Below are 13413 nucleotides of genomic sequence, written 5' to 3'. Positions count from 1 at the left end.
CGTTGTCACGGCCTCAATCGACCGGCCGGCAACCCTCGAACCACATGACGTGCCGGGCCGGGTCGTAGTCCTTGTACTGACCCGTCAGCTGGATGCCCTGGCCGGTCCGCAGGGAGAGGGCATAGGCGCCCTGGCCCTTGGCGGCCAGGCAGCTGATCTGGGTCAGGAAGCGGAACTTGCCGAACCTGATGGCCAGATCGTTGGTGGAATTGGGAATGTCGTAGGCGATGCGATAGGCACCGCCGTCCTTGGCCACATGGGCCACCCGACCCTTGATCGTGAAGGTCTTGCCCTGGTAGCGGGAGGGAATCGACGCGGCGTTGGTGTCGGCTTCCTGGGAGATCTGCTGCGACAGCACCAGGGCATCAATGACCACCGGCGCCGCCGTTGACACCGCCCCGGCGCTCCGCTCCGCCGCCGCGATGCCTTCCGGGCCGCCTTTGACGGCGTTCAACATGGCGCAGAGTTCGGTGCGCGCCCCACCGGCCCCCGCCAGCATCCCCGCCGGCAGCTTCGCCTCCAGCTTCACCCGGGCGGCGGCCTGCTCGGCCTGGGCGGTGGCGATGATCGGGAAGGGCCGGGCGGCGCCCGATCGGCGCTGCTCCAGCAGCATGCTGCCGTCGTCCGCCTCTTCGCTGAGGATGTCGTAGCCCCGGGTGGCCGCGATGCCGCGCAGCTGGCGAATCGCCACCGGCACGGTCAACGCATCGACCGTGACTTCGGCGCTGAAACGCGTCCCGGAGATGGGGTTCCCCTTCTGCGCGAAGCTGTCTTCACAGCTGCCGGCCCGGGCCGCCGCAGGCAGGGCCAGGGCCAGCGCCAGACCGCCCAGGGGAACCACGAATCGAAGGGCTGAAAGGAACAAACGCGGCGTGGGCTCACTGGCGGCGACTCTACCGAGGCCCGCCAGTGAGCCCTACATCGCCGCCGCTCCCCCATCCCAGGGTGCGGCCTGCAGCACGATCCGATAGCCGTCGTGATCTTCAAAGGTGCACCCATCCTTGTCCCAGTAGGGATTCAGGGAGGCCACGGTCATGAAACCGGCCGCCTGCATCGCTTCACAGCGCCTCAGCCAGTCCTGCCGATCTGGAATAAAGAACACCAGCAAGTCTTCCGGGGTGGGTGAGGGAGCGACGGGATGGGTACGGCAGTACGTGAATTCAAAGTGATACGTTCCGCCCGGCTCTCCCAGCATCACCCCGTCAAAGCCGTCGTGGTTGTCGAAGTGGTCGAGACGCGTGAGCCCCAGACCCTCGCCGTACAGCAGCTCCGTGCGGCGTAGATCCGTCACGGGACGGGCCAATCGGACGTGGGGGATCATCAGGACCGCTTCAAGTCCAAGAGGGAGTTGATCCCCAATGCAAGTCAGGCTGCTGCTCAGAGGGTGAACGCCTCTCGCCCATGGCGGCCAGGACGGACTCCTGTGCCAGGCGTCCAAGCCGCGCGCGGGGCTTGCCTGTCAGCCCAAGCCAGTCAGGGATCAAAGAGCCTTGGGAGGCGAAGTGCTCGACATGAACCACCACGACCTTCCCATCCGTATAGCTCACATCATTCAGTTTCCGCCACTCTCCGGGCCGGGCAAACCCGAAGATCTTCATGGCTGCGTCGACATAGTTGAGGCCAGTGCCCAAGCCAAACATGACGATGAGCTTCGTCGCCTCGGGAAGGGAGCCGAGGAAGCGGCTGGCACAACTGGTGGCCACGTCGTGTCCAAACGGCAGGGCCACAAACTGATCAAGCATTCCACCGCCAGATCCCTTCCAACCCGCCGACTTCCTGTCGTATCGCTCGACCGTGCAGCGCACTAGGGAGCCAAAATGGAAGCGTCCGGATGGGTCTGCGATCAGTTCATCCACGGCCTTGCTGCCCCTCTCCATCAGCACCCCTGGCAGCAGACCAAGATGGGCGAGGATTTTGGCTACGTTTCCACGACTCGCCTTGAAGGCAATCTCGTCGTGCGGAGTGCTGGCCAAGGAACCCGCCTGACGCGGTCCCTTTGAGAAGCCAAGGAGCACGATTTCAGGAGTGCTGCTTCCCCAGGCAAGTGGATTATTGGTGATGCGCCAGTCGCCTTCCTTACGTCTGGTCTTGTCGAAAACGACTGGCTTGCCTTCAAAGCACAGGTTGCAATCAACGCGGCCATGAGAAGGGAGACACGGCATGGCCAGGATGTCCTCGTTGTCTCTTGATCCGCCAACGGCTGTTGGCGACAAATCCATAATGGCCTCCCCCCAGCCACCGGGCAGGCCGCCGAATCAGCCCCCTGCCGTTCCTTCCCAGGCCCCCGCATCCAGATAGGTCGCCGCCGGCAGCGGGCCCGCCAGGAGCCGCTCGTCGCTGGGGTTGAGGGGGCCGGCCAGCAGTTCGGCCGCCGCGATGCGGGCCGACGCCGGCAGGGCCGGCTGGTCGGGGTCGAAGGCGGTGGGGTGGGTGACGCTGCTGGAGAAGCCGCGGAAGATCAGCAGCTCGAAGGGTTCGTCTTCTTCCGACGCCGGCAGGGTGCCCACCAGGCGCAGCACCCGGTCGGGGCGCTCGCGGCTGATGACTTCCAGCGCCGCCAGCAGGGCCGCCACGGAGGGGGAGGCGGCGTCGGGCGTGGTGTCGGTCATGGGGGACAACGCCGAAGAACAGCTCAGAACTCGCCGGCCACTCGGCCCAGGCGCGGCAGGCGCACCACCAGCCACTGCAGCAGGCCCACCACGTAGGCCACCAGGGCCGCATAGCCGACGAAGGCGGCTACCCCCGTCGTCCACTCGCCGCCGAACACGAAGGCGAACACCTTGGCCACCACGCCGTGGAGCCCCTCGGGGGCCTCCAGCCAGGCCCGGCAGAGGCTCAGGCCGGCACCGGCGCCGCCCATGCAGGGCAGGGCGGTGACGGCCAGGCTCGCCCCGCCCAGGGACAGCAGCGTCAGGCTCCAGCGCCAGATGCGCAGGGTGAGCGGCAGGGCCCGCCAGGGGGGCATGTCCGCCAGTTCCTCGTTGAGGTCCACCCAGAACCACAGGGCCGCCACCACCAGCAGCGGCGCCACCACCAGCAGCAGGAAGCCGGTGGGGCGGTTGCCCGTGAGCAGCAGCAGGGCGATCAGCTGCAGGCTGGCCACCTTCCAGTAGAGGCCCATCAGGCGCACCAGGGCCTGCTCCCTGCGAAGCGCCGCCCAGACGAGCAGCACCAGCGGCAGCCCAACGGCGAACAGCATTCCCAGCCGCACGTCGAGCCAGACCAGGGAGCGATAGAGCTGTTCCGGCACGTCCGCTCGGTTCGGTAAGGCGCCATTATCCGTGTGCCCCCCAGGCGATAGGGTCCGTCCATGGGCTCCCTCCCCTCCTTTCCTTGGTTGCAGCGTCGTCCCGACGCCCCCTGGTGCCGCACCGCCCTCGGCCGGGATGCCTCGCTCCAGGAAGCCGTCAACCAGGTGTTCGAGCAGCTCCGGGGCGCCGGTGAGGCCGACCTGGCCCTGGTGTTCGCCTCCGCCAGCTACGCCAGCGACCTGCCCCGCCTGCTGCCCCTGCTGCAGCAGAAACTCAGCGCCGCCCACTGGCTGGGCTGCGTCGGCGGCGGTGTGGTGGGCACCGATCCGGCGGGCGCGCCCCATGAGATCGAACAGCAGCCGGCCCTCACGGTCACCCTGCTGCGGCTCCCGGGCGCCAGCCTCCATCCCTTCGCCATCGACACCACCTCCCTGCCCGACCTTGATGGCCCGGCCGAGCCCTGGCGAGAGCGGGTGGGGGGCGAACTCGAGGACGGCCAGTCGATGCTGCTGCTGCTTGATCCCACCGGCACCGCCATCAACGACCTGATCAGCGGCCTGGACTACGCCTACCCCAACACCACCAAGGTGGGCGGCATCGCCGGCCCCCACAGCGCCGCCCACGGCTCCCTGCTCTTCGACAGCGGCACCGCTGCCCCGAACACTCCCGCCGACACGGTCCGCAACGGGGCGGTGGGCTGCCTGATCAGCGGCGCCTGGCGGCTCGATCCCCTGGTGGCCCAGGGCTGCCGGCCGATCGGCCCGGTGCTGGAGGTGGAGCAGGCCCAGCGCAACGTGGTGATCGAGGTGAGCTGCGGCAGCACCCGCAACAGCCCCGTGGCCGCCCTGCAGTCGATCCTTGTCGACCTCACCCCCGCCGAACGGGAGCAGGTGAAGCATTCCCTGTTCCTCGGCGTCGGCCGCAGCGACTTCAGCCTCCCCAGCGCCGACCTCACCCCCGTGGCGGAGGCGCCCGGCTCCTTCCTGGTGCGCAACCTGATCGGCGTCGACCCCCGCAACGGGGCGGTGGCGGTGGGGGAACGGATGCGGGTGGGCCAGAAGGTGCAGTTCCAGCTCCGCGATGCCGATGCCTCCCGGGACGAATCCCGCCAGCTGCTGGCCGGCCAGGCCCGGCGCCGCAGCGAGCCCCTGGCCGCCTTCCTGTTCGCCTGCCTGGGCCGGGGCGAAGGCCTCTACGGCGAGGCCGACGGGGATGTGAGCCTCTGTCGCGAGGTGTTCGGCACCGTGCCGATCGCCGGCCTGTTCTGCAACGGTGAGATCGGCCCGGTCGGCGGCACCACCCACCTGCACGGCTACACCGCCAGCTGGGGCTTCCTGGTGCCCAACGACCCGCCCGGGGGCACCGCCACACCGCTCTGATGGTGCGTCAGCACGTCAATCCCCTCAGCCGGATCCACCAGCTGGCGCGGCCCCTGCCGCAACTGATCGAGCTGTTCGCCGATCCCTCCCTGCCCCTGCATCTGGATATCGGCTCCGCCCGGGGCCGTTTCCTGCTGGCCATGGCGCCCCTGGCGCCGCAGCGCAACCACCTCGGCCTGGAGATCCGCCGGCCCCTGGTGGAGGCCGCCGAGGACGACCGCCGCCGGGACAATCTCACCAACCTGCGCTTCCTCTACGGCAACGCCAACGTCAACCTGCCGGAGTGGCTGGCGCAGCTGAGCCCCGGGCAGCTGGAACTGGTGACGCTGCAGTTCCCTGACCCCTGGTTCAAGCTGCGCCACCGCAAGCGCCGGGTGCTGCAGCCCGCCCTGCTGCTGGCGATCGCCGCGGCCCTCGCCCCCGGCCGGACCCTGTTCCTGCAGAGCGATGTGGAGGCCCTTATCACCCCGATGCGGCAGCTGGTGGGGGCCAGCGGCGCCTTCGAGCTGGCCGGGCCCGAGGAGTGCGGCCCTGAGCGAAATCCCCTGCCGGTGGCCACCGAACGGGAAGGCCAGGTGCTGGCCGAGGGCAAGCCGGTGCACCGCAGCCTCTACCGCCGCAACAACGCCCCCCTGCCGCCACTGGCCGATCTGGAAGCCCACCTGGAACCCACCACCAGTGGCGTCGATAATCGCCTCGACGCTGAAGCGGATTGATGGTGCCTGCCCCAGCTCCCGTGCCCCTGCTGCTGCGCTGGCAGGGGTTGCTGGCCGGCCTGCCCGCCGGCCGCCTCGGCGCCCACCTGCCCCTGGTGGCGGGCTGGATCCTCTGCGCCCTGATGGTCGGCCTGCCCCTGGTGACCCGGGAGGGCCTGAGCCTGCTGATCGCCGCCTCCGCCCTGCTCTGGGTGGTCTGGGCCCTGCGCACCCCGCCGGGCCGCCTCGGCGCCATCAACATCTGGCTGCTGCTGGTGATCGCGATCGCCGTGGTGGCCACCGGCTTTTCGCCCGTGCCGAAGGCCGCCCTGGTGGGCCTGTTCAAGCTGCTCAGCTACCTGAGCGTCTACGCCCTGATGCGCCAGCTGCTGGCCGCCGCCCCGGCCTGGTGGGACCGGCTCGTCGGCGCCCTGCTGGCCGGTGAACTGATCACCAGCGTGATCGGCATCCGCCAGCTCTACGAGGCCCCCGGGGCCCTGGCCCGCTGGTCGGACAACAACTCGGTGGCCGAAGGCACGGTGCGCATCTACAGCACCCTCGAAAACCCCAACCTGCTGGGGGGCTACCTGCTGCCGATCCTGCCCCTGGCCGTGGTGGCCCTGCTGCGCTGGCAGGGGCGGGGCCGGCGCCTGTTCGCCCTAGCCAGCCTGGTGCTGGGCCTGGTGGCCCTGGTGCTCACCTACAGCCGCGGCGCCTGGATGGGGATGGTGGCCTCCCTGGGCCTGCTGGCCCTGCTGCTGGTGCTGCGCCAGACCCGCGACTGGCCGCCCCTTTGGCGGCGCCTGTTCCCCCTGCTGCTGCTGGCCGGGGCCACCGTGGCGCTGGTGCTGCTGGTCACCCAGGTGGAGCCGCTGCGGGTGCGGGTGATGAGCCTGGTGGCCGGCCGGGAGGACAGCTCCAACAACTTCCGCATGAACGTCTGGACCTCGGCCCTGGCGATGATCCAGGACCGCCCCTGGATCGGGATCGGCCCGGGCAACAGCGCCTTCAACCTCATCTATCCGCTGTACCAGCAGCCCAAGTTCAACGCCCTCAGCGCCTACTCCATCCCCCTGGAGCTGCTGGTGGAGGCCGGCATTCCGGGGCTGCTGGCGGGGCTGGGCCTGCTGCTGAGCGCCGTGAAGGTGGGCCTGGGCCAGTGGCGCAGCAGCGCCCCCCTGGCCCTGCCCTGCCTGGCGGCGGTGGCCGTGTTCGCCGGGCTGGGGGTGCAGGGCCTCACCGACACGATCTTCTTCCGGCCGGAGGTGCAGCTGATCGCCCTGTTCAGCCTGGCCACCCTCGCCGCCTCGGCGGCGGATCCCGCGCCATGCGACTGATCGCCGGCTTCGACGCCGGTCAGACCCACACCACCTGCCGCCTGGCCCTTGTAGGCGATGGCATCCCGCCGGGGCTTGGCCCGGTGGTCGGGGAAGGGGAAGGCCCCGGCGTCTGCCACCTAGCCGCCCCCGAGGGTCCCGAGCGCTTCGGGGCCGCCCTGCGGGAGAGCCTGGTGCGGGCCCGGGCCCATCTCATCGACGCCGGCGAGTCCGCCGGCACGGCCGTACTGGTGGCAGCCTCCGTGGGGGCCAGCGGCATCGAACAGGGCACGGCGGTGCAGGACCAGGGGCGAGCCCTGGCGGCCGCCGCCCTGGGGCTGGCCCCGGAGAAGGTGGTGGTCACCGGCGACGAGCGCACCGCCCTGCGCGGGGCCTTCCCTGCCGGCCCCGGCATCGTGGTGATCAGCGGCACCGGCACCATCGCCGTCGGCCGCGACGGCCGCGGGCGCGAGCACCGCTGCGCTGGCTGGGGCTGGCTGCTGGACGGGGCCGGTTCGGCCATGGACATCGGTCGGGACGGCCTGGCCCTGAGCCTGCAGATGGCCGATGGCCGCCTCCCCGAAACTCCGCTGCGGCGGGCCCTGTGGGAGGCCCTGGATCTGGACCCGGACGACCCGGGATCTCCCCAGCGGCTCAAGGCGCTGGTGGTGGCCGACGGGTTCGGCGCCGCCGGCTTTGCCCGGCTGGCGCCGGTGCTCGATCGACTGGCCGCCGCCGGCGATCCCCGGGCCCTCGCCGTGATGGAGCACAACGCAGGGGCGCTGGCGGCGATGGCGGCAGGAGTGGCCCGGTGCCTGGATCTGGTGGGGCCGGCGGTGTGCCCGATGGGAGGAGCGCTGCTCCATCTGGAGCAGCTGCGGGACCCCTTCGGCCGCAGCCTGACCCTGGCCCTGCCGGGCAGCCGGCTGGTGGGGGCCGCCGGCGATGCCTGCCAGGGGGCCCTGGCGCTGGCGGCGGCCCTGCTTCAGGAGCCTCAGCCGGCCTGAGCCGCCAGGGGAACGAGGGCCAGGGCGCCGCCGAGCACGGCCAGCAGCAGGGCCAGCCGGGTGGTCCAGGCCAGGGGAAGGCGGCGCATCAGCAGGAAAGAACCGCCGCTGACCAGCACCGAGGCGGCCAGGGCACCGGCCCACCAGCCGAAGGCCGAAGCATCGACAGGGGCCTCACCGCCGTGCAGGGCGCCATGCAGGGCCACCGCCGCGGCCACCAGGCCGCCACCGAAGGCCAGACCAGGGCTGCGGCCCTCGCGGTGGGAGTTCAGCGTCAGCAGGGCCACCGCCGAGATCGCCAGGGCGGCGAGCACCTCGGCGAAGGGCATGGTGAAGCCCATGGCCCCGGCCAGCCCCCCCAGCACCGCACCGGCCAGGCCCCAGAGCAGCAGCTGGGCCGACACATAGGAGGCGGCGGCGCCGACACCGATCAGCAGCAGCAGGTGGTCGACTCCGGTGATCGGGTGGAGGAAGCCGTAGCCGAGGCCGCCGTGGGCCAGGCCATGGGCCTGGGCCGGCTGGCCGACGAGCACGAAACCAAGGGCGGCGGCGCCCCCCAGCAGGGTCCAGGAGCGCAGACGGGAGAAGTGGGTCATCGAGGTTCCCGGTCCGCGCCGGGATGGAAGGAACGGTTCACGGCGAGCGTTCTGGCTGAGGGTGACCCCATCACAGCTGCGGGACAGCGCCGGAATGATGGAAGGGAGAACCCTGCCGTGCACCGGACTTTCCTCGTTTCCTCCCGGAGGTGAACCCCGGGAACCGTCCACCCATTGTGCCCGCAGCCAGTGACGTTGCCGCCCGATGACCGCAGCTTCTGACCGGTAAGGGGGGAGGATGGCCCGCAGGAGGTTCCTCCCCTTCACGGGGAGGACGCAAGGAGGAAAGGCGGTGCGGGGTGACCCAAGTCCGCCGCTGTCCCGCAGCTGTGATGGACACCGCGGCCCCCGCCCCGGCGTCCTCAGTCAGAACGCTCACCCCCCACGACACCTTTCCTGCCGGCGAGGACCGGAGAACATCCATGAATCTGCCTTCCCTGGCCAAGCGGCGCGGCGCCCTGCCCATCGCCATGCCCATCGCCCTTGTCGCTGTGTGCGCCCTGCCGCTGCTGCTGGCGGCTCCCGCTTCGGCCCACCACCTGATGGATCTCACCGGCATGAAGCCGGGCGTCCTCACCGGCCTGCTGAGCGGCCTGGCCCACCCGATCCTGGGCCCCGACCACCTGCTGTTCCTGCTGGCCATCGGCCTGGTGGGCATCGTCCAGCCCTTCCGCTGGGTGCTGGCCCTGCTGGGCTGCGGTCTGGTGGGCAACGCCCTTGGGCTGGCCCTGCCGGGCTTCCCCTGGATCGAGCCCCTGGTGGCCCTCTCGGTGGCCCTCACCGGCCTGGTGCTGGCCCGGCGCCTGCCGCCGGCCGTGCTGGTGCCCGCCTTCCTGTTGCACGGCTACGCCCTCAGCGGCGCCGTCCTCGGCTGGGAACCCACCCCGATCGGCTTCTACCTGGTGGGTCTGCTGGTGAGCCAGAGCCTGCTGCTGCTGGTGGCCCTCACGGCCGTCCGGCGCTGGCGCCGCACAGCCTCCAGCGGTGCGGTCAACATCACCGCCGGCCTGCTGATGGGCATCGGCCTGGCCTTCACCTGGTCGACCCTGGTGGCCTGAGGGCTCAGGTGCCCAGCAGAGCCGTGCACTCCAGCCGCTCCTGGCTGGCGGCACGGTGGGAGGCCCGCAGGCGGATCGCCTCCGCCAGGTACTCGGCGTCGTCGGCGACGCCGCAGAAGCGGGCCGAGCCCCAGGTGTGCAGCCAGGGCAGGCCCAGGACATAAAACCCCGGCACCCGGGTGAGACCCCGCTCGTGGACCGGATGGCCGGCGCCGTCGAACACGGGCACCTCCACCCAGGAGAAATCCGGGCTGTAGCCCGTGCACCAGATCACCGCCGCCAGCGGCTCGGCCGTCAGCTCGAGGGGCTCGGGAGCACCTGGGGGAGGCGTCCAGCAGGGGACGTAGGGCGCTTCCTCGGGCGCATCGAGGCCCTCTTTGGCGATGTGGTCGTCGATGCTGCGGCAGATGCGGCTGTAGACGGCATCGGCACCGTCGAGATTGGCGGCCAGATCGCCGGCGAACTGGATGCGGTCGTGGCCCAGGTCGGCCAGGCGGCCGTGCAGCACCATCCCCTCGAGGGCGCGGCGGCGCAGGTCGATCTCCCGGCCGCCGTCGCGGCCGGTGAGGTAGTGGTTGGTCTTGCCCCGCACCGCCTTGGGATCGGCGTGCTGGTGGATCGGCATGGCGTAGTAGCCCATGCGATCGAGCCAGTCGACCACGTCGCGGCCGCGGTAGCGGCGGGGGGAGCGGGGGGCGCTGCCGACGCTCAGGTGCACCCGGCGGCCGGCCAGGAAGAGGTCTTCGGCGATCTGGCAGCCCGACTGGCCACTGCCCACCACCAGCACCGGGCCAGCGGGCAGCGACTCAGGGCTGGTGTAGTCGCGGGCATCGATCTGCAGGATCCCCTCCGGCAGGCGGGCAGCGAGGGGGTGGCGCTTGGGGCGGTGGTAGCCGCCGGTGGCGATCACCACCTGCTCCGCCTCGATGGGGCCCTCATCGGTGGAAAGCAGGAAGCCCGTACCCCTGGCCTCCAGGCGATTGACAGCCACGCCCTCGCGCACGGGCACCTGGATGTGGTCAGCGAAGCGCTGCACATAGCGGACGATCTCCTCGCGGCCCATGAAGCCCTCGGGGTCGTCGCCGTCGTAGGGGAAATCCGGGAGCCGGCACTGCCAGTTGGGCGTCACCAGGCAGAAGGACTCCCAGCGCTGGCGGGCCCAGGCATGGCCGATGCGGTGGCGCTCCAGCACCAGGGGCCGCACCCCCCGCTTCTGCAGGCAGTGGGCGATCGACAGCCCCGCCTGGCCGCCGCCCACCACCACCACCGCATGCCGCTGCACCGACTCCGAACCCCTTGCCACAGCCACCCCGGCGCCTGAACGAAAACCGATGCTGGCCGCCCCTGGCGATACCTCCTGTAACGACCGGCACGGATCGCCCGGGCGCCGTGAGTACCGGTACCCGGCGCCGGCATTCGGTGGCATCGGCGACACAGAACAAAAGTTCATCCGTGGCACGGTCCCCCATGCCGATCCAACCGACCGCACCTCGCCATGCCCCAGGTCAGCCGTCCCGCCAACCAGACGGGTGAGTTCCTCGTCGACTACGAGGAGAAGGTCTTTCCCGACGTCAAGGCCGAACCCGGTGAGAAGGCCCTGGTCACCTTCCACACCGTGGCCTTCGAAGGTTCCATCGGCCTGGTGAACCTGCTGCAGGCCAGCCGCCTGATCAACAAGGGCTTCGAGACCTCGATCCTGCTCTACGGCCCCGGCGTGACCCTGGGTCTGCAGCGGGGCTTCCCCAAGCTCGGTGATGCCGCCTTCGACGGCCACCTCAACTTCGGCGCCCGCATCCAGAAGTTCATGGACCAGGGCGGCAAGGTCTACGCCTGCCGCTTCGCCCTCCAGGCCCTCTACGGCCACGGCGAAGGCGCCCTGATCCCCGGGATCATCCCGGTCAACCCCCTCGATGTGCTCGACATCGTGCTCCTGCACCGCAAGGAAGGCGCCTTCATCCTCGACACCTGGACGCTCTGAATGCCCGCCACGGTCACCGTCGCCGCCGCCCAGATCCGTCCGGTGCTCTACAGCCTGGAGGGATCGGTGGCGCGGGTGGTGGCGGCCATGGAGGAGGCCGCCGCGGCCGGGGTGCAGCTGATCGTCTTCCCCGAGACGTTCCTGCCCTACTACCCCTACTTCTCCTTCGTGGAGCCGCCGGTGCTGATGGGCAAGTCGCACCTGAAGCTCTACGAGCAGGCGGTGACGGTGCCCGGCCCGGCCCTGGGCCGGATCGCCGCCGCCGCCCGCCAGCTCGGCCTGCACGTGCTGCTGGGCATCAACGAGCGGGACGGGGGCAGCCTCTACAACGCCCAGCTGCTGATCGATTCCGCCGGTGAGCTGGTGCTGAAGCGCCGCAAGCTCACCCCCACGTATCACGAGCGGATGGTGTGGGGCCATGGGGACGGGGCCGGCCTCCAGGTGGTGCCCACCGCCCTCGGCCGCATCGGCGCCCTGGCCTGCTGGGAGCACTACAACCCCCTGGCCCGCTTCAGCCTGATGGCCCAGGGCGAGGAGATCCACTGCGCCCAGTTCCCCGGCTCGCTGGTGGGGCCGATCTTCGCCGAGCAGACCGCCGTCACCCTGCGCCACCACGCCCTCGAGGCCGGCTGCTTCGTGGTCTCCTCCACCGCCTGGCTGGAGCCGGAGGACATCGAGCGGATCACGCCCGAACCGGTGCTGCAGAAGGCCTGCCAGGGGGGCTGCCACACGGCGGTGATCAGCCCGGAGGGCCGCTACCTGGCCGGGCCGCTGCCCGATGGCGAGGGGCTGGCCATCGCCGAACTCGACCTGACCCTGATCACCAAACGTAAACGCATGATGGACAGCGTCGGCCACTACAGCCGCCCCGACCTGCTGGGGCTGCTGATCGACCGCAGCCCCGCCCGCCAGCTGCATGAGCGGCCCCCAGAGCCCGCCGGCGAGACGGCTCCGGGCCTGCCGCTGCTGGAGGAGCTGCACCATGGCTGAGCACGATCGCCGCGCCCTGGGGCGCCGGCTCACCGAATTGCAGGTGCACGGGGTGGTCGACCCGGCCGTGCCTGGCAACCCCGGCCGCCGGGGCGGGGCAGGCCCCTCGGATCACCGCGCCCTCAGCATCGACGGCACCACGGTGATGGTGCCCGTCTACAACGCCCTGGCCGGCAGCTCGCCCTACCGGCTGGACACCGCCGCCGGTGGCGGGCTGGAGGTGAGCGGCACCACCGCGACCCTCGCAGCCGACGACCCCGGGCCCCTGACGGTGGAGACCCCGCCCGAGCCGCGCTTCTACGGGCTGGCCACCGCCGAGGGCATTCCCTACCGCTCGATCGCCCTGCTGCACGGCCGGGACGTGCTGGCCACCACCCTCCTGCAGACCTGCATCCGCTTCCGCGACCGCACCCAGTCGTGCCAGTTCTGCGCCATCGAGCAGTCGCTGGAGGATGGCCGCACCCTCGTGCGAAAGACGCCGGCCCAGGTGGCGGAGGTGGCCGAAGCGGCGGTGCGTCTTGATGGGGTGCGCCAGCTGGTGCTCACCACCGGCACCCCCAACAGCGACGACCGCGGCGCCCGGCTGATGGCCGAGACCGCCGCCGCCGTCAAGGCCCGGGTGGACCTGCCGATCCAGGCCCAGTGCGAGCCCCCCGAAGACCCGGCCTGGTACCGCCGCATGAAGGACGCCGGCGTCGACAGCCTCGGCATGCACCTGGAGGTGGTGGAAGAGGAGGTGCGGCGGCGGATCCTGCCGGGCAAGTCGGAGCTGGGGCTGGAGCGCTACATGGAGGCCTTCGCCGAGGCCGTGGCGGTGTTCGGCCGGGGCCAGGTGTCCACCTACCTGCTGGCCGGCCTGGGGGACAGCGCCGCCTCCCTCATTGCCGTGAGCGAGCGGCTGATCGCCCTGGGGGTCTACCCGTTCGTGGTGCCCTTCGTGCCGATCGCCGGCACCCCCCTGGAAGCCCATCCCGCCCCCTCCACCGACTTCATGGTGGCGGTGTACACGGCCGTGGGCGACCGGTTGCGGGCCTCCGACCTCAGGTCCGAGGCCATGGCGGCCGGCTGCGCCAAGTGCGGCGCCTGCTCGGCCCTGTCCCTGTTCGAAGCCGGCCCGGAGCCGGGCACCCCCTGAGCGCGGCC

At 71.0% G+C, this 13413-nt stretch carries 15 protein-coding genes and 2 riboswitches; of the genes, 8 read left to right on the top strand and 7 right to left on the bottom strand.

The window, feature by feature from the left end:
• Positions 1–13 precede the first annotated feature (13 nt).
• From H6G99_RS10120 to H6G99_RS10100, 5 genes are read right to left on the bottom strand one after another with little or no spacing between them, the layout of a single operon-like run.
• Positions 14–865 (bottom strand): hypothetical protein, encoded by an 852-nt coding sequence (locus H6G99_RS10120; RefSeq protein ID WP_199297108.1) that lies wholly within the window; start codon positions 863–865, stop codon positions 14–16.
• Positions 866–916: 51 nt separating this feature from the next.
• On the bottom strand, positions 917–1321 hold the full coding sequence (locus H6G99_RS10115; RefSeq protein WP_190611387.1) for a VOC family protein: 405 nt from the start codon (positions 1319–1321) through the stop codon (positions 917–919).
• Between the two features lie 10 nt (positions 1322–1331).
• A complete protein-coding gene (locus H6G99_RS10110; protein ID WP_198960115.1) occupies positions 1332–2219 on the bottom strand; it encodes a hypothetical protein in 888 nt (295 codons plus the stop codon).
• A gap of 36 nt (positions 2220–2255) precedes the next feature.
• Positions 2256–2609 (bottom strand): DUF7734 family protein, encoded by a 354-nt coding sequence (locus H6G99_RS10105; RefSeq protein ID WP_190611385.1) that lies wholly within the window; start codon positions 2607–2609, stop codon positions 2256–2258.
• A gap of 23 nt (positions 2610–2632) precedes the next feature.
• Positions 2633–3250, bottom strand: a complete 618-nt coding sequence (locus H6G99_RS10100) for a DUF3177 family protein (protein WP_190611384.1) — start codon at positions 3248–3250, stop codon at positions 2633–2635.
• Positions 3251–3310: 60 nt separating this feature from the next.
• On the opposite strand from H6G99_RS10100, the gene H6G99_RS10095 reads away from it, so the two are divergent.
• The 4 genes from H6G99_RS10095 to H6G99_RS10080 are packed head-to-tail and all read left to right on the top strand — an operon-like array spanning position 3311 to position 7648.
• Complete coding sequence (locus H6G99_RS10095) at positions 3311–4630, top strand: FIST signal transduction protein (protein ID WP_190611382.1); 1320 nt, start codon at positions 3311–3313, stop codon at positions 4628–4630.
• Between the two features lie 2 nt (positions 4631–4632).
• Positions 4633–5346 carry a tRNA (guanosine(46)-N7)-methyltransferase TrmB gene (gene trmB, locus H6G99_RS10090; protein ID WP_190611469.1) on the top strand — a complete coding sequence of 238 codons (714 nt, stop codon included), beginning with the start codon at positions 4633–4635 and terminating at the stop codon, positions 5344–5346.
• On the top strand, positions 5346–6662 hold the full coding sequence (locus tag H6G99_RS10085; RefSeq protein WP_190611380.1) for an IctB family putative bicarbonate transporter: 1317 nt from the start codon (positions 5346–5348) through the stop codon (positions 6660–6662). Before trmB ends, H6G99_RS10085 begins: the two co-directional genes overlap by 1 nt.
• Positions 6653–7648 carry a BadF/BadG/BcrA/BcrD ATPase family protein gene (locus H6G99_RS10080; protein ID WP_190611379.1) on the top strand — a complete coding sequence of 332 codons (996 nt, stop codon included), beginning with the start codon at positions 6653–6655 and terminating at the stop codon, positions 7646–7648. Before H6G99_RS10085 ends, H6G99_RS10080 begins: the two co-directional genes overlap by 10 nt.
• Here the strand turns inward: H6G99_RS10080 and H6G99_RS10075 are convergent.
• The gene (locus tag H6G99_RS10075) at positions 7636–8244 is read right to left on the bottom strand and encodes a HupE/UreJ family protein (protein WP_190611378.1); all 609 of its coding nucleotides are present in this window, start codon (positions 8242–8244) and stop codon (positions 7636–7638) included. The genes H6G99_RS10080 and H6G99_RS10075 overlap by 13 nt on opposite strands.
• A 24-nt stretch (positions 8245–8268) precedes the next feature.
• A riboswitch (cobalamin riboswitch) is annotated at positions 8269–8427 on the bottom strand.
• Positions 8428–8477: 50 nt separating this feature from the next.
• Positions 8478–8641: riboswitch (cobalamin riboswitch) on the top strand.
• A gap of 25 nt (positions 8642–8666) precedes the next feature.
• Here H6G99_RS10075 and H6G99_RS10070 point away from each other — a divergent pair.
• Complete coding sequence (locus H6G99_RS10070; RefSeq protein ID WP_190611376.1) at positions 8667–9302, top strand: HupE/UreJ family protein; 636 nt, start codon at positions 8667–8669, stop codon at positions 9300–9302.
• A 4-nt stretch (positions 9303–9306) separates the two neighbouring features.
• Here H6G99_RS10070 and H6G99_RS10065 read toward each other — a convergent pair whose 3' ends face one another.
• Positions 9307–10611, bottom strand: a complete 1305-nt coding sequence (locus H6G99_RS10065; protein ID WP_353617217.1) for an MSMEG_0569 family flavin-dependent oxidoreductase — start codon at positions 10609–10611, stop codon at positions 9307–9309.
• Between the two features lie 186 nt (positions 10612–10797).
• Here H6G99_RS10065 and H6G99_RS10060 point away from each other — a divergent pair, with 186 nt between their 5' ends.
• The 3 genes from H6G99_RS10060 to H6G99_RS10050 are packed head-to-tail and all read left to right on the top strand — an operon-like array spanning position 10798 to position 13405.
• Positions 10798–11280 (top strand): MSMEG_0572/Sll0783 family nitrogen starvation response protein, encoded by a 483-nt coding sequence (locus H6G99_RS10060; RefSeq protein ID WP_035833359.1) that lies wholly within the window; start codon positions 10798–10800, stop codon positions 11278–11280.
• Positions 11281–12270 (top strand): Nit6803 family nitrilase, encoded by a 990-nt coding sequence (locus H6G99_RS10055; protein WP_190611375.1) that lies wholly within the window; start codon positions 11281–11283, stop codon positions 12268–12270. It abuts the gene before it with no gap.
• Entirely contained in the window at positions 12263–13405 is a 1143-nt protein-coding gene (locus tag H6G99_RS10050; RefSeq protein WP_190611373.1) for an MSMEG_0568 family radical SAM protein, read from the top strand. Before H6G99_RS10055 ends, H6G99_RS10050 begins: the two co-directional genes overlap by 8 nt.
• Positions 13406–13413: the final 8 nt, after the last annotated feature.

The sequence above is a fragment of the Synechococcus sp. FACHB-909 genome (assembly GCF_014698945.1).
GTDB lineage: Bacteria > Cyanobacteriota > Cyanobacteriia > PCC-6307 > Cyanobiaceae > Cyanobium.
This window is presented reverse-complemented; position numbering and strand designations above follow the sequence as displayed.